14 protein-coding genes are annotated in these 17,750 nt (G+C 62.2%); 7 read left to right on the top strand and 7 right to left on the bottom strand.

Features of this window, described 5'->3' with window-relative positions:
- Positions 1 to 271: 271 nt before the first annotated feature.
- Positions 272 to 1,093, top strand: coding sequence for an alpha/beta fold hydrolase (locus PQQ86_RS30885; RefSeq protein WP_408275735.1), 822 nt, complete (start codon positions 272 to 274; stop codon positions 1,091 to 1,093).
- A gap of 82 nt (positions 1,094 to 1,175) precedes the next feature.
- On the opposite strand, the gene PQQ86_RS30880 is transcribed toward PQQ86_RS30885, so the two are convergent.
- Positions 1,176 to 1,715 (bottom strand): DUF2867 domain-containing protein, encoded by a 540-nt coding sequence (locus tag PQQ86_RS30880; RefSeq protein ID WP_408275732.1) that lies wholly within the window; start codon positions 1,713 to 1,715, stop codon positions 1,176 to 1,178.
- Positions 1,716 to 2,132: 417 nt separating this feature from the next.
- Between PQQ86_RS30880 and PQQ86_RS30875 the strand changes: the two genes are divergently transcribed.
- Both PQQ86_RS30875 and PQQ86_RS30870 read left to right on the top strand, forming a co-directional pair.
- Positions 2,133 to 2,960 (top strand): NAD-dependent epimerase/dehydratase family protein, encoded by an 828-nt coding sequence (locus tag PQQ86_RS30875; protein ID WP_408275729.1) that lies wholly within the window; start codon positions 2,133 to 2,135, stop codon positions 2,958 to 2,960.
- 29 nt (positions 2,961 to 2,989) lie between these two features.
- A complete protein-coding gene (locus PQQ86_RS30870; RefSeq protein WP_408275726.1) occupies positions 2,990 to 4,282 on the top strand; it encodes an MFS transporter in 1,293 nt (430 codons plus the stop codon).
- A 156-nt stretch (positions 4,283 to 4,438) separates the two neighbouring features.
- Here PQQ86_RS30870 and PQQ86_RS30865 read toward each other — a convergent pair whose 3' ends face one another.
- The 3 genes from PQQ86_RS30865 to garL form a co-directional block, all read right to left on the bottom strand.
- Positions 4,439 to 6,634, bottom strand: a complete 2,196-nt coding sequence (locus PQQ86_RS30865) for a glycoside hydrolase family 28 protein (protein ID WP_408275722.1) — start codon at positions 6,632 to 6,634, stop codon at positions 4,439 to 4,441.
- Between the two features lie 278 nt (positions 6,635 to 6,912).
- Positions 6,913 to 7,827 (bottom strand): 2-hydroxy-3-oxopropionate reductase, encoded by a 915-nt coding sequence (locus PQQ86_RS30860; RefSeq protein ID WP_408275720.1) that lies wholly within the window; start codon positions 7,825 to 7,827, stop codon positions 6,913 to 6,915.
- Between the two features lie 11 nt (positions 7,828 to 7,838).
- Positions 7,839 to 8,639: a 2-dehydro-3-deoxyglucarate aldolase gene (gene garL / locus PQQ86_RS30855; RefSeq protein ID WP_408275718.1), complete on the bottom strand. Its 801-nt coding sequence runs from the start codon at positions 8,637 to 8,639 to the stop codon at positions 7,839 to 7,841.
- Positions 8,640 to 8,884: 245 nt separating this feature from the next.
- Between garL and PQQ86_RS30850 the strand changes: the two genes are divergently transcribed.
- Positions 8,885 to 10,468, top strand: coding sequence for an aldehyde dehydrogenase (NADP(+)) (locus PQQ86_RS30850; RefSeq protein WP_408275715.1), 1,584 nt, complete (start codon positions 8,885 to 8,887; stop codon positions 10,466 to 10,468).
- 116 nt (positions 10,469 to 10,584) lie between these two features.
- On the opposite strand, the gene PQQ86_RS30845 is transcribed toward PQQ86_RS30850, so the two are convergent.
- The 3 genes from PQQ86_RS30845 to kdgD form a co-directional block, all read right to left on the bottom strand.
- Positions 10,585 to 11,328 (bottom strand): FadR/GntR family transcriptional regulator, encoded by a 744-nt coding sequence (locus tag PQQ86_RS30845; protein WP_054040224.1) that lies wholly within the window; start codon positions 11,326 to 11,328, stop codon positions 10,585 to 10,587.
- 198 nt (positions 11,329 to 11,526) lie between these two features.
- The gene (locus tag PQQ86_RS30840; protein ID WP_408275712.1) at positions 11,527 to 12,879 is read right to left on the bottom strand and encodes an MFS transporter; all 1,353 of its coding nucleotides are present in this window, start codon (positions 12,877 to 12,879) and stop codon (positions 11,527 to 11,529) included.
- Between the two features lie 136 nt (positions 12,880 to 13,015).
- Positions 13,016 to 13,933, bottom strand: coding sequence for a 5-dehydro-4-deoxyglucarate dehydratase (gene kdgD / locus PQQ86_RS30835; RefSeq protein WP_408275709.1), 918 nt, complete (start codon positions 13,931 to 13,933; stop codon positions 13,016 to 13,018).
- 227 nt (positions 13,934 to 14,160) lie between these two features.
- Here kdgD and garD point away from each other — a divergent pair, with 227 nt between their 5' ends.
- From garD to PQQ86_RS30820, 3 genes are read left to right on the top strand one after another with little or no spacing between them, the layout of a single operon-like run.
- Complete coding sequence (garD, locus tag PQQ86_RS30830; RefSeq protein ID WP_408275704.1) at positions 14,161 to 15,750, top strand: galactarate dehydratase; 1,590 nt, start codon at positions 14,161 to 14,163, stop codon at positions 15,748 to 15,750.
- A 34-nt stretch (positions 15,751 to 15,784) separates the two neighbouring features.
- Positions 15,785 to 16,627: an NAD-dependent epimerase/dehydratase family protein gene (locus tag PQQ86_RS30825; protein ID WP_408275701.1), complete on the top strand. Its 843-nt coding sequence runs from the start codon at positions 15,785 to 15,787 to the stop codon at positions 16,625 to 16,627.
- On the top strand, positions 16,624 to 17,553 hold the full coding sequence (locus PQQ86_RS30820) for an SMP-30/gluconolactonase/LRE family protein (protein ID WP_408275698.1): 930 nt from the start codon (positions 16,624 to 16,626) through the stop codon (positions 17,551 to 17,553). The genes PQQ86_RS30825 and PQQ86_RS30820 overlap by 4 nt, the downstream gene beginning before the upstream one ends.
- The last annotated feature ends 197 nt before the right edge of the window (positions 17,554 to 17,750 follow it).

Raw genomic sequence — 17,750 nt, 5'->3', positions numbered from 1 at the left:
GATAGTCATTTCGAACACCACGTGAACCGACCGGTTCTTCGTGCGCCCGTCATCAAAATGCGTTGCAGACCGTGTCATGCTGGAGCAAGTGTCTCATCGTGCATTGACTGGTCGTTTCCCTCGCATGCTCCACTCACGCGCGTCGAGTTCGTCCTGCATTCGCTGTTAACGGTTTTCGTTGGGCGGCACGGCTTGTGCTGCCCGACCGGTTTGAGCGGCACGCTCCATCCACCTGCCGGCGACGGCAGACTTCATCCAAAGGAGTCGACAGATGAGCACGATCACCACGAAAGACGGTACGGAAATTTTCTACAAGGATTGGGGCAAAGGGCGCCCGGTTGTTTTTTCGCACGGCTGGCCGTTGTCCGCGGACGCCTGGGACGCGCAGATGCTGTTCCTCGGTAGCAAAGGGTTTCGCGTGATCGCGCACGACCGGCGCAGCCATGGCCGTTCGGCGCAGACGTGGGACGGCAACGACATGGATACTTATGCCGACGATCTCGCCGCGCTGATCGAACATCTCGACCTGCAGGACGCCACGGTGGTCGGCCATTCGACCGGCGGCGGGGAGGTCGCGCACTACATCGGCCGCCACGGTACGAAACGTGTGGCGAAGGCTGTGCTGATCGGCGCGGTGCCGCCGTTGATGCTCAAGACAGAGGGCAATCCCGAGGGCACGCCGATCGACGTGTTCGACGGCATCCGCAAGGGTGTCGAGGCGGATCGTTCGCAGTTTTTCAAGGATCTGGCGCTGCCGTTTTACGGCTATAACCGTCCGAACGCCAAGGTGTCACAAGGCGTGATCGATTCGTTCTGGGCACAAGGCATGGTCGGATCGATCAAGGGCTTGTACGACTGCATCAAACAGTTCTCCGAAGTCGACTACACGGAAGACCTGAAGAAGATCGACGTGCCGACTCTGGTATTGCATGGTGACGACGACCAGATCGTGCCGATCGATGCCGCAGGCCGCAAGACCGCGAAAATCGTGAAGAACGCCACGCTCAAGGTCTACCCGGGCGGCCAGCACGGCATGTGCACGGTGGAAGCGGACAAGGTGAATGCCGATCTACTGGAGTTCATCAGCTCGTAATGCGCTGACGTAGCAAGTGCGGCTGGCGCAGGGCGATTGTCCCGCGCGGGCCGCACCCGTACCCGCATACGACGGCCGCCGCTCAGGCAGTCGGCCAGCCGATGCGCGCCGCTCGGCGCAACGTCGAGCGAACCACCAACCGGTGGAACGGAGCGATGGCGAGGATATAAAAACGCCCAAGCCCGTTGTGACAGTGCACGACCGTGGACAGGATCAGATAGCGCGCGCTGCCCTCGCGCGTATCGCGCGTTTGCTGCAATACCGAAAGCCGGAAGTCGAGATGACTGTCGTTCTCGCCGAGAATGATCTCGTGTGCGCTGCGCGTGTAGATTCGGAAGATGTCGACCCGATCCCTTGAGCCGGGTGGATTCGCCATGCGCAACTGCTTCGACGTCTTGAGCCCGAAACGGGCGACTAACGCATCACGCAGCCCCAGCAGTTTCGCTATCCATCCCGCCTGATGGGCGAACATAAAGCGCGCGAGCAATTCCGGGTCGTCGATTGTGTCGTCCGGCAAGCGGACGGCGTACGCGTCTGCGAGGTCCGGGGCATCGTATATGCGGGCCACGCCGGATTCGGCCGGCACGGCAACGGAAAGCACGGAACGGTTGGCAAATGGCATGGGATGGCGCTGCGTCGAAAAGAGAACGGGGTGGAAAGGGTGACTTCGCCGCGGAGCGCCGCAGTTCGATCGCGCACATGCGCGTCAAGTCTACGCGCGCTCGACAACGCGCGCTCGAGAGTCGGTGTCCATTGCGCCAACTGGCCGCTTGCGCTGGATGACGTATGACGGGCATTAATCTACGCATCGAGTTATACGACGTCACATAAATAGTGTCTGGTGTATGTGTTTGTTTGCAAAAGACAAATCACTAGACGGCTTGCGCTTATGCGGGTAAATGCCTGGTTGAAATCAATCTAAGAATCGAAGATAGTACGTTATCGTACAACTAGGAGCTGGTTCCGGCCCGTTGCTGCCACGGCTCGACTGCTTGCCGTCCTCCGGCTCTAATCGCGCGCGGCGCTGTAAAGGATTCTTATGAAGAAGATTGCCCTGAGTGGAGCCGGCGGCCAGCTCGGCTCGGTAGTGCGGACGGCGTTGGTCGGTCGCGGCATCCCCTTGCGTTCGGCGGCGGGTTCGAAGCCCCTCGTGCCGTTGGTGGAAGGCGAAGACGTGATGCACGGCGACCTGCGCGACCCCGCCGTCGTGGATCGCCTGCTGAAGGGTGTCGACGTGCTGATTCACTTCGCCGGCACGAGTGTGGAACGTCCGCTGCCCGAAATCATCGACAACAATCTGCGCGCGCTGGTCGAGGTGTACGAAGGCGCACGCCGGCAAGGCGTTCGGCGCGTGGTGTTTGCCAGCTCGAACCACGCGATCGGCATGTATCCGGTCACCGAGCATCTCAGTCTCGACTGCGCGCTGCGTCCGGACGGTTTCTACGGCTTAAGCAAAGTGTGGGGCGAAGCGCTGGCAAGAATGTATTGGGACAAGCACGGCATCGAGAGTATTTGCGTGCGCATCGGCAGTTGCCTCGAACGGCCCACCGAGCCGCGCCACCTGAGCACCTGGTTCGGTCATCGCGACCTGCTGCATTTCCTCGACCGCTGTGTCGAGGCGGAGGACATCGGGTTCATCACCGTGTGGGGCGTGTCAGCCAACACACGTAGCTGGTGGGACAACAGCGGCGCCGAGCGCCTCGGTTATCAACCGACCCAGGACGCCGAAGCCTACGCCGGGGAAATCCTGGCTCGGCCTAATCCGCTCGATGCCTTGGGTCAGCGTTACCAGGGCGGCAGCTTCGTCGGCATCGATTACTCGCGCGACGACACCACGGGCAACGACACCGCGGGCCAGCCGTCCTGATTGGTTAAGGAATACGAGGAGACGCAGTCATGAAAATCAAGGGCATCCGCTGGTGGATGGTCAGCCTGGTCGCGGCCGGGCTCATTATCAATTACCTTGCGCGCAATACGCTGTCGGTGGCGGCGCCGACGCTGATGAAGGACCTCAACATCACCACCGCGCAGTATTCGCATGTCGTGGTGGCGTGGCAACTTTGCTATGCATTCATGCAGCCGGTCGCGGGCTATGTGCTCGACACCGTCGGCACCAAGATCGGCTTCGCGGCGTTCGCGCTGGCCTGGTCGCTGGCCTGTGCTGCGGCGGCATGGTCGACGGGCTGGCGCAGCCTGGCGTTCTTCCGCGGCGTGCTCGGTATCGCCGAGGCGGCGGGCATCCCGGCCGGCGTCAAGGCGACGAGCGAGTGGTTTCCGGCCAAGGAGCGTTCTGTTGCGATCGGCTGGTTCAATATCGGCTCGTCCGTTGGTGCGCTGCTTGCGCCGCCGCTGGTCGTTTGGGCGCTGTTGCACGGGCAATGGCAATGGGCTTTCCTGATCGTCGGCGTGGCCGGGATTGTCTGGAGCGCGCTGTGGATGCTGCTGTACAAGCACCCGCAGAAACAGAAGCTCTTAAGCGACACCGAGCGCGATTACATCCTCAGCGGGCAGGAGGCAAAGCACAGCGACGCCGGCGCGGTGAAACGCAGTTGGGCTTCCATGCTCGGCAGCCGCGATTTCTGGGCAATCGGCATTCCCCGGATTCTTTCCGAGCCGGCCTGGCAGACCTTCAACGCGTGGATTCCGCTGTACATGATGACCGAGCGGCACATGAACCTGAAGGAAGTCGCGCTGTACGCGTGGATGCCTTTTCTGGCGGCGGATATCGGCTGCGTGCTCGGCGGCTATCTCAGCCCGCTGTTTCATAAGTACGCGAAGGTCTCGCTGTTTACGTCGCGCAAGATGGTGTTCGTTGTTGGCGCGCTCTGCATGATCGGGCCGGCTTGCGTCGGGCTGGTGGCGAGTCCTTATGCGGCCGTCGCGCTGCTGTGCGTCGGCGGCTTTGCTCACCAGACCCTGTCGGGTGCGTTGTACGCGATTACCTCCGACATGTTCGGCAAGAACGAAGTCGCTACCGCCACGGGTATGGGCGGCATGGCAGGCTACCTGGGCGCGGCGGCGTTCACCGCGCTGTTCGGCGTGCTGGTCACGCAGATCGGCTACAGTCCGTTGTTTGTGGTGCTGGCGGTGTTCGACATTATCGCGGCTGCTGTGGTGTGCCTGCTGGCCCGAAGTGGTGATAAGACAATCGACCTGCGTTGGGTGGCGGCGAGTGTAGCGGCCAAGTGAGTCACGGTTAGGACCGGGCCGCGAATGGCGCCGGGTAGTGAAAATGGCGGCTCCCGAGGGCGCCGCCATTTGTTTTGCATCGCGCTTAACACGTAACGCCGAGCGACGACCGTCGCGAGGTCTCCAGCATGACGCACGCCGGCGACCGTTTGCCCGTTAACCTACCAGCGAACTGTTATACGTGACGCCACCGATCACCACATTGCTGAGCGTGATGGCTTTCACATTGCTCACAAAGACCGGCCCTGGCGTGGTCGTCGTTGCGGGCCCCACACAGATCGGCGTTCCGAGGTTGCAGTTCGAGATCGTCACGCCGGTAATCGGCTGCACCGTCGGCACGGGTAGCGGACCGTTGTAATCCGCGGCCACCGGACCCTGCGCGACGATCGCCTGGAAGCACGAAGCCGATGTCGCAGAAAAGCCCGTAGGCATCGCGTAACTCACCGTACCCGACACGTTGGTCGCGTTCACGTTCGAGATGTTGACGTTGTTGATCGTCGCCGGGTTCCAGCGCACCGCATCGCCCGAGGGGCTGTAGTCGCAGTCGAACGTGATCAGCCCACCCTGGCCGGTAGACGGGTTTGCCGCGAGACCGACCGTGCCCGTACCGGCGACCGAACCCGGAACGCTCGAGCCCAGCGCGCCGCCGCCGTATTTTCCCGCCAGATTCACGCCATTGGGCAGCGTCACGCCATTGATCCACACGTTGTTGATGAATCCGCCGCGATTCATGTTGGTTTTGAAGCGAAGCGCGATATTCAGCGGATTGGTCGCCCAGTTCTCGTTCTGCATCGTCAGATTGCGTGCGTAGACGTTTTCCACGCCCGCGCTCATTTCGCTGCCGATCGTGAGGCCGCCGTGGCCGCTCTGCATGGTGCAGTTCTGGACCACGATGTTCTGCATCGGGCCGTATTCCGTGTCGAGGCACTTGCCGGACTTGATCGCGATGCAGTCGTCGCCGGTATTGAACTGAACGTTCTGCACGAGGACGGTGTTACACGCATCCGGGTCGAAGCCGTCGTTGTTCGGGCCGATGCTGTCGGCAAACACGCCGTCGATCACCACGTTCGTGCAATCGGTCGGATGGTGCTGCCAGAACGGCGTGTTCTGCGTGTGGTAATTCTGCAGCAGCACGTTGGTGCAGCCGATGAATTCGACCATGCATGGACGCAGAAAGTGACCGAGGCCGAAGACGCGATTCACGACCGGCACGCCGAGTTCCGACAGCGCGGGCAGATAGTTCTGGTCCTGATTCCAGCCCGAAACCGTGAGCAGATTCATCAGCGTCGTTGTCGTGCCATCCTGATTCGTAAACGACACGTTGGCCTGCGGATTCGTGACCTGGGCCGCGGGCAGACTCGTCAGGGCCGTGCTGGCCGGGTAGGTGCCGGCGTTGGCCGGGTAGGAGGTGGTGCCCGTGTTCGCGTCGGCTTGCGAAACCGGTACTCCTCCCGAAGCCGGTTTCACGTAACCGTACGCGCTACTCGTGCCCTTGAACGTCCACCAGCACGACGTTGGCGGCCTGGTGCTCAACTGCATTGGTGTCATCGCCTGACCGTTCAGAACACATGTGTTGTCGTCGGCGGTCAGCGCGATGTTGTTCTGCTGGTACGCATAGATCGGCGAGCCGAAGTTCAGGCAGTCGTTCGCCTGCCAGCGCGTCCAGTACAGATTGCCGTTTGCAGTGGGGTACGGGCCGTTCTTCGCGTAGTCAGCCGGGTTCGGGCTGAAATAGATGGTGCAACCGGAGCTCAAATGGAAATTCACGTTGCTCAGGAGAACGATCGGGCCGCCGCAATACCAGTTGCCCGCAGGCACCACGACGCGGCCGCCGCCCACCGCATGCGCGGCCTGAATCGCGGTATTGAACGCGGCGCACGAATCATAGGCCGTGTCCGTCATATCCCACGGCACCATTATGTTCGAGCCGGGGCTTTGCGGCGACGTCGCCGCCTGCGAACCCGTCACCCATGAAATCGCGCCACCGGGCCAGGCGCTTGCCTGGATCAAGGCGGATGCCGGCAGCGTCCGTGCGCCGTAGCCCGTCACCTGGAAATCAACCGCGGGGAACGTCGACGTGGTGATGCCCGCAAGCTTGTTGATGATCGCCGTTGCCTGGCCGGTTGGTCCCCAGATTGGGTCCGTCGCCACGGTTGGTGTAGTCGACACGGGCGTCGTGGAGCTTAAAGAGCCGCTGCTACCGCCGCAGGCGGATAGTCCGCCCAGCAGGGTTGCGCCTGCGGAAGTTCCTGCGAGCACGATAAACGCTCTGCGTTTAGGTGAGTTTGGTTCGTCCTGGCTGCGGATTCTCGATGTCGCCGGTTTGCCGTTGTTTTTATCTTTGGATGCCACGGATGTCTCCTTGCCCTTTGCGGGCGTTGTAAGTGATCGTCAGTTTTCGATGAGCCATGCCTCTTCAATCCGTCGCTTGAATCGGCGGCGAATATCGAACCCATTTGCATGGTCGTAAGTTATACTTAATATTTGTAATAAAACTTTATTGATGAGTGTGATTAGGTTGCTGTGAAGATTCGCGAGGATGCCTAACGCGACGTGCGCCGTTCCATCTTCTCTATTTGCATAGAGCAAGCGGAAACGGCGCTGCGGATCGGGCTTGCGGGCTTGCAGGTTTAGGCGGACTTCTGGCCGATCTCGTGATTGGCGAGTATTTCGAGCGCGCGCACCATGGCGGAGTGATCCCATGCCTTGCCGCCATGCGCCACGCAGGCGTTGAAGAGCTGCTGGCAGGTGGCCGTGTTCGGCAAGGAGACGCCGAGCGCCTGGGCCGTCGAGAGCGCGAGATTCAGATCCTTCTGATGGAGCTCGATCCGGAAGCCCGGGTCGAAGGTGCGCTTCGTCATCCGTTCACCGTGCACTTCGAGAATGCGCGAGGACGCAAAGCCGCCCATCAGTGCTTCGCGTACGCGCGCCGGATCGACGCCGGCTTTGGAGGCAAGCAGCAGTGCTTCGCCGACGGCCTCGATCGTCGCGGCGACGATCACCTGATTGGCCACCTTGCACACCTGGCCCGCGCCAACTGCGCCGATCAGCGTGACGTTCTTGCCCATCATGTCGAAGAGCGGCTTGACGCTATCGAAGGTTGCCGGTTCGCCGCCCACCATGATGGTCAGCGAACCGGCCTTGGCGCCGACCTCGCCACCTGAAACCGGTGCGTCCATATAGTCCGCGCCGCGCTCACGCACGCGGGCGGCGAAGTCGCGGGTGGCCATCGGCGAAATCGAGCTCATGTCGACCACCGTCTGTCCTGGACGCAAGGCCTCGGCGAGGCCGTGTTCGCCAAACAGCACGCGTTCGACGTCCGGCGTATCTGGCACCATGACGAAGATCACATCGGCATGCGCGGCCACGGCGGCTGGGCTGTCGCACGCAACGGCTCCGGCCTGGATGAGATCGTCGGGTACGCCGCTGCGCGTAAACGCAGCAAGCGCGACGCCGTTCTTGAGAAGGTTGGCGGCCATGGGCTTGCCCATGATGCCGAGTCCGATAAAGCCTGCTTTTTGCATGGAAATCTCCGGAGATGTCATGGCGGCCGTCCTTACTTCCGGTCCGCCTGTTTCTGCATGAAGTGTTTTTGAACTGTCTGCGCGGCGGCTTTCAGCAGCCCCATATCGGCACAGACCGCGATGACGCGGCAGCCCATCGAGATATAGCGCTCCGCGTCGGCCTGCACGGGCGCGAGGATGCCGCTCGGCTTGCCGGCGGCCTGTGCGCGCTCGAAAACGCGCGCTATGGCCTGTTGCACGTCGGGATGGTTCGGGTTGCCGATGTGGCCATGGGCAGCAGCGAGATCGGACGGTCCGACGAAAACGGCATCGACGCCGTCCACGGCGAGGATCTCGTCGATATTATCGACCGCCTTGCGGCTTTCGATCTGAACGATGACGCAGACGTTGTCGTTGGCGATATCGAAGTAGTTGGCAACGGTCGCATAGCGATTGCCCCGTTGGCTCACCGAGACGCCGCGGATACCCTGAGGCGGGTAACGCGTCGCGGCGACAGCACGCACTGCGTCTTCGGCGGTGTCGACGAAAGGCACCAGAAAATTCGAGAAGCCGCTATCGAGGAGCCGTTTGATGAACACGCTGTCGTTGGCCGGCGGCCGAACCACAGGCGCGCTCGGGCTGTCCTTGAGCGCCATCAACTGGGGGATCAGCGTCAGAACGTCGTTCGGCGCGTGCTCGGCATCCAGCAGCATCCAGTCGAAGCCGACAATGCCAAGCAGCTCCGTGGCAATCGGGCTGGCAAGCGAAGCCCAGCAGCCAATCAGGGTTTCGCCGCCGCAGACCGCGCGGCGAAAGCTATTGGGTAAAGGCTGGTAAGGCGTGGCGGCTGTCATGGGTGTCTCCTCGAGCTGCAATTGAGCGGGCAGGTAAGCTGGCAGATAAGCGGTCAAGCTCCGACGTTTACTGAATGAAATGTTATAGGTCGTCGTACATCTTAATGAAGATTAGCATCGGCCCGACTGGTTGTAACGGCCACGTAAACCCGAATTCCTCGCGGAGCAAGGGTTTCAGGTTGCATATGGGTCGCTCAATGTTGTAGGATGACCTATATCTGAGATGTCCATCCAAGGAAAGCGAAATGTCTATTACCGGCGAAATGCTGATTGGCCGCAAAGCAGTGCGCGGCGAGGAAAAACCCTTGCGCGCGTTCAATCCCGCCACGGGATCCGACATCGCCGAGCCGGTGTTCGGCAGCGGCTCGGTCGTGAATGTCGAGCTTGCCTGTGAACTCGCGCAGAAAGCGTTCGACCCGTACCGGCATCTGCCGCTCACGGTGCGCGCCGAGTTTCTCGAGCGTATCGCGGACGGCATCACGGCGCTCGGCGACGCGCTGATCCAGCGCGCGCACGAAGAGTCCGGCCTGCCGAAGGCGCGCCTCGAAGGCGAGCGCGGTCGTACGACTGGCCAGCTCAAACTGTTCGCGCAGGTAGTACGCGGCGGCCAATGGCTCGCCGCCACGCTCGATTCGCCGTTGCCCGAGCGCAAGCCGCTGCCGCGTTCCGACCTGCGGATGCAAAAGATTCCGCTGGGCCCGGTCGCCGTGTTCGGCGCCAGCAACTTCCCGCTCGCGTTTTCGGTGGCGGGCGGCGATACCGCTGCGGCGCTCGCTGCGGGCTGCCCGGTGGTGGTGAAGGCGCATCGCGCTCATCTGGGCACTTCCGAAATGGTCGGTCGTGTGATTCAGCAAGTCGCGCAGGACATGGACCTGCCTGAAGGCGTGTTCTCGATGATCGTCGGCGCAGGCAATTCAGTCGGTGAAGCGCTGGTCGCGCATCCGGCGATCAAGGCGGTGGGCTTCACGGGTTCGCGCGCAGGCGGTACGTCGCTGATGCGCGTTGCGGCCTCCCGGGCCGAGCCGATTCCGGTCTACGCGGAAATGAGCAGCATCAACCCGGTGTTCCTTCTGTCGAATGCGCTGTCGCAACGCGGTGCGGCCATCGCGCGTGGCTTCGTCGATTCGCTGGTGCTCGGCGCGGGGCAGTTCTGTACCAACCCGGGGCTCGCGATCGCCATCGATAGCGACGCACTCAAAGGCTTCGTCGCAACGGCCTCCGAGGCGCTGAGCGGCAAGCCGGCGCAGACCATGCTGACCGCCGGCATTCATGCGGCCTATGAAGAGGGCGAAGACAAGCTGGCGGCGACACGCGGCGTCGAGGCGGTTGCCCGTGGCATTGACGCGACCGGACCGACGCAGGCTTGCGCGGCCTTGTTCGTGACCGACGCGCTGACCTTCCTGTCCACGCCGGCACTGGAGGACGAGGTTTTCGGGCCCGCGTCGACCATCGTACGCTGCAAGGACGAGCAGGAGTTGCTCGCCGTTGCCGAACACTTCGCCGGTCAGTTGACCGCCACGGTACAAATGGATAGCGCCGATCTGGCGGCGGCGAAGAAGCTGGTGCCGATTCTCGAGCGCAAGGCCGGCCGGATTCTGGTCAACGGTTTCCCGACCGGCGTCGAGGTTTCGCACGCGATGGTGCACGGCGGCCCGTACCCGGCCACGTCCGACAGCCGGGCGACGTCAGTGGGGACGACGTCGATCGAACGCTTCCTGCGTCCGGTGTGCTATCAGGATTTCCCGGCCGATCTGCTGCCGGAAGCGTTGACCGACGCCAACCCGCTGGACCTGTGGCGTCGTCGTGATGGCGAGATCACGCGCAGCTAAGCGATGCGTGAGCGGCGCCCAGGTGGGCGCCGCCGCGTGAGACAAAAAAATGGCCGGGATATCCCGGCCATTTTTGCATTCAGCGTGATGACTCAGTGTTTGCTCAGCGCAAGGAATCAGCTATTTGCTTCAGCCGCTTCGTTGGCGCGCCGCAGCCGCTCGCGGCTATTCGACAGATGCATACGCATCGCGGCACGTGCGCCTTCGGCGTCGTGCCGCGTGATCGCCTCGAGAATGCTTTCGTGCTCCAGGTTGACGAGCGACAGATACGCGTCGGGTTCAGCACGCGCGATCCCCGCCGAGTCGAGCCGGTTGCGCGGAATCAGCGCGCTGCCCATTTGTGTGAGGATGTCGACGAAATAGCGGTTGCCGGTTGCACGCGCCACGGAGATATGGAACTGCAGGTCGGCATCGACACTATCCAGCCCGTTGTGGCGGGTGGCTTCGATCGCGTCGAGCGCCGCGCGCATGCGCGCGAGATCGTCGGGTTTGGCCCGTTGAGCGGCGAGACCCGCGCATTCCGTTTCAAGGCTGATGCGCAGTTCCAGGATCGACAGCACGTCGCGCAAGGTGGTGGCGGGCACCATGTCGATGCCCAGCTTTTCGCGCTGCGGTTCCAGCACGAAACTGCCGATGCCATGGCGCGTTTCTATGATCTTGCCCGCCTGCAAGCGTGAAATCGCTTCACGGATAACGGTGCGGCTCACGCTCAGCGTGACCATCAATTGCGATTCGGTCGGGAGTTTGTCGCCGGGCTTCAACGCGTTAGACGCAATTTGCTCGGTGACGTAGCTGACGACAAACTCGGCAAGATTGCGCGCGCGCCGTGGCGGTGCTGCGGATGCCAGTGGTGTAGCCATCGAAAACGCCCCTTGAATCAGATAGTTGCAGGTACTTCCTGCGATTCATTATACCGTCGTCTGACGACTGATTATATAAACGCCGGATCATTTTCGGCATCGGTGTCGGACCTGACGCCGATGCCCGGTTTCAGGCGCCTGGCGGACAAACCGCGTTATTTGGCAGGCGCGCCGGGAAGTACGATAACAGCCTGACTGCTAGCCCCGGCGCAGTTCGACCCGTTTGATGTCTTTCACGATCACGAGGTAGCTGAACACCGTTAGCAGGGCATTCAGGCCGACGAAAACCAGCGCGCCGTTGAACGACCCTGTCTTCGCGACGAGGTAGCCGATCACGATCGGCGTCACAATGCCGGCGACATTGCCGAACATATTGAAGATGGCGCCCGACAGACCGAGGGCCTCTTTCGGCGACGTATCTGCCACCACGGCCCAGCCGAGCGCCCCGATGCCTTTGCCGAAGAAGGCGAGCGACATGAGCGCGACGACGATCCAGTCGGTCGACACGTAGTTGCAGCCGATGATGGACACCGAGAGCAGCATGCCGCCGACAATTGGCACTTTGCGCGCGATGGTGAGCGAATGTCCGCGCCGGATCAGCCCATCGGACAGGATGCCGCCGAGCACGCCGCCGGAGAACCCGCAAACCGCCGGCAGCGACGCTACCAGACCCGCCTGCAGAATCGTCATGCCGCGCGCCTGCACGAGGTAGATCGGAAACCAGGTCAGGAAGAAGTAGGTCAGCACGTTGATGCAGTACTGGGCGAGATAGACGCCGAGCAGCATGCGGTTGGTCAGCAGTTGACGCACCAGCGACCAGCCTCCGGTACTGGCGACGTCTGCAGCCCGGGCCGCTTTCGTGTGCCCGTTCACCACGCCGCCGCCCTGTTCGATGTAGTCGAGTTCGGCGCGCGAGACACGCGGGTGATCGGCGGGGTTCTTCATCACCTTCAACCAGGTGAGGGCGAGTAACAGTCCGGCCGCGCCCATCACGACGTAGACCGCGTGCCAGCCGAATGCATGGGTGAGCCATGCCATCAGCGGCGTGAAAATGACTGCCGCGAAGTATTGCGCTGAATTGAAAATGGCGGAGGCGGTGCCGCGTTCGTTGGTGGGAAACCAGCTGGCCACGACCTTGGCATTGGCCGGAAACGCCGGAGATTCGGCGGCACCCATTGCGAAGCGCAGCACGAACAGCGCGGTGACGGCGGCGGCTGCACTCCCCAGCAGACCGATCGAGCTTTGCAGCAATGTAAACAACGACCACAGGAAAATGCTCGCCGCGTAGACGCGCCGCGCGCCGAAGCGGTCGAGCAGCCAGCCCGCCGGCAATTGCGACAGAACATAGGCCCAGCTAAACGCGGAGAAGATATAACCCATCTTGATCGCGTCGAAACCGAACTCGGCGCGCATCGCGGATCCGGTTACTGAGAGCGTGGCGCGGTCCGCGTAGTTGAATGTCGTGATCAGAAAGATCAGCAACAGAATTGCGTAGCGGACTTTGGTGCGCTTTGCGACATGGGCGGGGCTCGCGGTGCGGCTCATTTCCATCGTCATCTCCTGAACTTTTTATCTGTGAAAAAGCGCCCGGCGACGTTGCCGTCCCGGGCGCTCTTTACGGTGCCGCGTGCTCGAGCCAGGTTCGGCCAGATTGGGCCAGGCTCGCACGGCTTGGCGCCTTGCTGCGTTACTGCGCGCCGAGCTTCTTGATCAGCACGTCGAGTTGCGCCATTTCTTCTTCGGTCAGGTCGGTCAGCGGTGCGCGCACCGGACCGGCGCTGTGGCCGACCAGCTTGGCGCCGGCCTTCACGATGCTGACCGCGTAGCCCTGGCGGCGGTTGCGGATCGCCAGATACGGCAGGAAGAATTCGTCGATCAGCTTGCCGACGGTTGCGTGGTCGTCCGCGGCAATCGCGCGGTAGAAGTCCATCGCGGTTTTCGGGATGAAATTGAAGACGGCCGACGAATACACCGGCACGCCCAGCGCTTTGTAAGCCGCAGCGTAGACTTCAGCAGTCGGCAGGCCGCCGAGGTAGGAGAAGCGGTCGCCGAGACGGCGGCGGATCGACACCATGTTCTCAATCTCGCCCACGCCGTCCTTGAAGCCGATCAGGTTCGGGCAGCGCTCGGCCAACCCTTCGAGCATGTCGGCGTTAAGCTTGGAGTTCGCGCGGTTGTAGATGATCACGCCCATGTCCGGCACGGACTTGCAGACTTCTTCCGCGTGCGCCGCGATGCCTTCCTGGCAGGCTTCGGTCAGGTAGTGCGGCATCAGCAGAATGCCGTTCGCGCCGTGACGCTCGGCCTCCTGGGCATACGCGATCGCCACGCGGGTCGGGCCGCCGGCGCCGGCGAGAATCGGTACCTTGCCTTTGCAGACTTCAGTTGCCGTACGCACAACGTTCGAGTAGTCGTTATGCGTGAGCGAGAAGAATTCGCCCGTGCCCCCCGCGACGAACAGCGCCGAGGCACCGTAAGGCGCGAGCCATTCGAGGCGCTCGGCATAGGTGTCGGCGCGGAAATCGCCTTGTTCGTCGAAGTCGGTAACGGGGAAGGACAGAAGGCCTTCGGAAACGATCTGCTTCAGTTCCTGCGGTGTCGTCATGATGGGTATCCAGGGCGTCGAATAGGGTCGGTATTTAGAAATGATGATTTCTTATACGTCATCGTACAACAACAATTCGGCTAACTCAACGATGTTTTCACGGCATAATGCGCGCCATAGGGTAAATACGGAACGTCTGGGCAATCTTTCATGTTGTAGGATGACGTATGAATGATTGGCGCAACGATTGGCGCAGCAGGCGTGAAATCGCCACAAGGATCGATGTCATGGAACAAACCCCGCTCTACATTCGCGTTCACCCCAATGACAATGTCGCGATCGTCGTCAACGACGGCGGTCTGGGTGAGGGCGCCGTATTTCCCGACGGTCTCGCGCTGCGCGAGCGTGTTCCGCAGGGCCACAAAGTCGCGCTGGCCGATCTCGCGGAAGGCGACGAGGTCATCCGCTACAACGTGGTGATTGGCTACGCGCTCAAGGCCCTGCCGAAGGGCAGTTGGATCAATGAGCACGTGATCCGCATGCCGAGCCCGCCGGGGCTGGAAGATCTGCCGATTGCCACCATCAAGGCGCCGGAGATGCCGCCGCTGGAAGGCTTCACGTTCGAAGGCTATCGCAATGCCGACGGCTCGGTCGGCTCGCGCAACATTCTGGCCATCACGACCACGGTGCAATGCGTCGCTGACGTGGTTCAGCACGCGGTCACGCGCATCAAGGCCGAACTGCTGCCGAACTATCCGAACGTCGACGATGTGGTGAGCCTCGGCCACACGTATGGTTGCGGCGTCGCGATCGACGCCCCGGACGCGATGGTGCCGATCCGCACCGTGCGCAACATCAGCCTGAATCCGAACTTCGGCGGCGAAGTGATGATGGTCAGCCTCGGTTGCGAGAAGCTCCAGCCTGAACGTCTGATGCCGCCGGGCACGATTCCGATTGCCGCTGCTGCGAATGTCGCCGAGGTTGCCGACATCGGCGACGTCGAGGCCGATCTGAATGGCGGCGTGGTGGTGTTGCAGGACGAAGCGCACGTCGGCTTCCAGTCGATGATCGAGTCGATCATGAGAATGGCCGAGGGCCACCTGAAGCGGCTGAACAATCGCCGCCGCGAGACCTGCCCGGCCTCCGATCTGGTGATCGGCGTGCAGTGCGGCGGCAGCGATGCGTTTTCCGGACTGACCGCGAATCCTGCCGTGGGCTTCGCTACCGATTTGCTGGTGCGCGCCGGGGCAACGGTGATGTTCTCCGAAGTCACCGAAGTTCGCGATGGCGTCGATCAACTGACGGCGCGCGCGGCCAACGCGGACGTGGCGGCGGCGATCATCCGCGAAATGCAGTGGTACGACGATTATCTGAAGCGCGGCGGTGCGGATCGCAGCGCCAACACCACGCCCGGCAACAAGAAGGGCGGCCTGTCGAACATCGTCGAAAAGGCGATGGGCTCGATCATCAAGTCGGGCAATTCGGCCATCTCCGGTGTGCTGTCGCCTGGTGAAAAGGTCAAGCAGAAGGGCCTGATTTACGCGGCCACGCCGGCGAGCGATTTCATCTGCGGCACGCTACAGGTCGCCGCGGGCATCAACCTGCATGTATTCACGACTGGCCGCGGCACGCCGTATAGCCTTGCTGAAGTGCCCGTCATCAAGGTCGCGACGCGCTCCGATCTGGCGCGCCGCTGGCATGATCTGATGGATATCAACGCCGGTACCATTGCGACCGGCGCCGCGACGATCGAAGACGTGGGTTGGGAACTGTTCCGCCTGATGCTCGACGTCGCAAGCGGACGTAAAGAGACCTGCGCGGAGAAACTCAAACTCCACAATGCGTTGACGCTGTTCAATCCGGCGCCGGTGACCTGATGGTACCGATCGTAATCACGACAAAGACTGAGACATGACTGACTCGAACCTTGAACGCCCGGCGGCGCAGAAACCTTTCCGCCGTCTTCTGCTCACCGGTGCTGCCGGTAACCTCGGCCAGCAGTTGCGCGGCGCGCTCGCTGCGTGGGCCGATGTGGTGCGCGTCACCGATATCGCGCCGCTGGGCGAAGTGGCGGCGCACGAAGAAGCATCGATCGTGGATCTCGCGGATGAAGCCGCCGTTCACGCGCTGCTAGAAGGGGTGGATGCCGTCGTTCATCTGGGCGGCATCTCCGTCGAGGCGCCGTTCGAAGACCTGCTCGAAGCGAATATCCGCGGCCTGTACAACCTTTATTCGGCCGCGCAGAAGCAGGGCGTGCAGCGCATCGTGTACGCGAGCTCGAATCATGCGGTGGGTTTTCATCCCACGACGTCGGTGGTCGATATCGACGCGCCGCTGCGTCCCGATAGCCTGTATGGCGTGACGAAGTGCTTCGGCGAATCGCTGTCGCGCTATTACTTCGACCGCTTCGGTCTCGAGACGGTGTGTCTGCGGATCGGCTCGTCGTTCGAGCAGCCGAAGAATCCGCGCATGCTCGTCACCTATCTGAGCTTCCGAGACTTTATCGAACTGGTGCGTTGCTCGCTCTTCACCAACCGGGTCGGGCACGCGATCGTTTATGGCGTGTCGGATAACCGGACCAAGTGGGTCGACAACACCAAGGCAGCGTTCCTCGGCTTTCGTCCGCAGGACAGTTCGATCGAATTCGAGCATCTCTTCCCGGTCACGGCGCCCACGGCCGAACTCGCCGATCCGACTCAGCATTTCCAGGGCGGCCCGTTTGTGCTGGCCGGTCCGATGGAGCCGAAGCGGTGAGCGGCATGGCGAACCCGCGGGTGGAGCGTGTCGAGGCGGCGGGGCAGGCGCCCGCGTCAGTCGGCGAGAGCCCGGTGTGGCGTGCCGCTGAACAGGCGCTCTACTGGGTGGATATTCCGGCGCAAAAGATCGTGCGGTTTCGGCTCGAAACGGCTGAGCGCATCGAGTGGCAATTGCCGGAGAAGGTGGCGTGCATTGCCTTCGATCATCGCGGCACGGTGCTGGCAGGCTGTGAGACGGGGCTGTTTGCGGTCACGCTGACTGAAGGCGCGCCCTGCGGCGAACCGATGAAGGTGACGGGCAGAAAGCTCGCCGCGCCGCGCTTCGCGTTCGACGATATGCGCTTCAACGACGGCCGTTGCGATCGGCAGGGGCGCTTCTGGTCCGGCACGATGGTGCAGGACATGGCAGCGGCAAATCCTGCGGGCGCGCTCTATCGCTTCGACGAGCGCGGCGTGCTGTCGGCGCCGGTTGTCGACGCGTTGATCACGCAAAACGGTCTGGCGTGGTCGCCCGATGGGACCACGATGTATCTGTCGGATTCGCATCCTCTGCGCCGGCAAATCTGGGCATTCGATTACGACATCGAAGCGGGCGAGCCGAGTAATCGACGCGTATTTGCCGATCTGCGTGATTACGCTGGTCGTCCCGACGGCGCAGCCGTGGATGCCGACGGCTGCTACTGGATTTGCGCAAACGACGCCGGACTGCTGCTTCGTTTTACACCGCAAGGCAAGCTCGATCGGCAGATTGCCGTGCCGGCCGTGAAGCCCGCGATGTGCGCGTTCGGCGGCCGGGATCTGGATACGCTGTTCGTGACGTCGATTCGTCCCGCGACGGGTGCGAGCGAACACGACGGCCATCTGTTTGCTGTTCGCCCAGGCGTGACCGGGCTGCCCGAGCCTGAATACGCGGGCGAACTCTGAACAAGCGACGTGCATGAGGCGGGGCGCCGGGGAATTAGCACGCCGGCGCCCAATAGTTGCAACCTTTTATTCATCACTTGTCGTACAACATAGTGGCAAAAATGCCACTCTCGGGCCATCTTCCTCTCTACGAAAAATATAAATCCGCAAGGTGGGGAGTTTGCTCGAAATCCCTTCTGGCTTGGCTTTGGCGTCAT

It is taken from the genome of Paraburkholderia sediminicola (assembly GCF_046026675.1).
Classification (GTDB): domain Bacteria; phylum Pseudomonadota; class Gammaproteobacteria; order Burkholderiales; family Burkholderiaceae; genus Paraburkholderia; species Paraburkholderia sediminicola_F.
This window is presented reverse-complemented; position numbering and strand designations above follow the sequence as displayed.

What these genes read in the sequence shown, in the direction of transcription:
- garD (WP_408275704.1), top strand. Translation starts at nt 14,161, where the DNA reads ATGGAACAAACCCCGCTCTACATTCGCGTTCACCCCAATGACAATGTC.
- PQQ86_RS30825 (WP_408275701.1), top strand. Translation starts at nt 15,785, where the DNA reads ATGACTGACTCGAACCTTGAACGCCCGGCGGCGCAGAAACCTTTCCGC.
- PQQ86_RS30870 (WP_408275726.1), top strand. Translation starts at nt 2,990, where the DNA reads ATGAAAATCAAGGGCATCCGCTGGTGGATGGTCAGCCTGGTCGCGGCC.
- PQQ86_RS30885 (WP_408275735.1), top strand. Translation starts at nt 272, where the DNA reads ATGAGCACGATCACCACGAAAGACGGTACGGAAATTTTCTACAAGGAT.
- PQQ86_RS30845 (WP_054040224.1), bottom strand. Translation starts at nt 11,328, where the DNA reads ATGGCTACACCACTGGCATCCGCAGCACCGCCACGGCGCGCGCGCAAT.
- PQQ86_RS30850 (WP_408275715.1), top strand. Translation starts at nt 8,885, where the DNA reads ATGTCTATTACCGGCGAAATGCTGATTGGCCGCAAAGCAGTGCGCGGC.
- PQQ86_RS30860 (WP_408275720.1), bottom strand. Translation starts at nt 7,827, where the DNA reads ATGACATCTCCGGAGATTTCCATGCAAAAAGCAGGCTTTATCGGACTC.
- garL (WP_408275718.1), bottom strand. Translation starts at nt 8,639, where the DNA reads ATGACAGCCGCCACGCCTTACCAGCCTTTACCCAATAGCTTTCGCCGC.
- PQQ86_RS30875 (WP_408275729.1), top strand. Translation starts at nt 2,133, where the DNA reads ATGAAGAAGATTGCCCTGAGTGGAGCCGGCGGCCAGCTCGGCTCGGTA.
- kdgD (WP_408275709.1), bottom strand. Translation starts at nt 13,933, where the DNA reads ATGACGACACCGCAGGAACTGAAGCAGATCGTTTCCGAAGGCCTTCTG.
- PQQ86_RS30840 (WP_408275712.1), bottom strand. Translation starts at nt 12,879, where the DNA reads ATGGAAATGAGCCGCACCGCGAGCCCCGCCCATGTCGCAAAGCGCACC.
- PQQ86_RS30880 (WP_408275732.1), bottom strand. Translation starts at nt 1,715, where the DNA reads ATGCCATTTGCCAACCGTTCCGTGCTTTCCGTTGCCGTGCCGGCCGAA.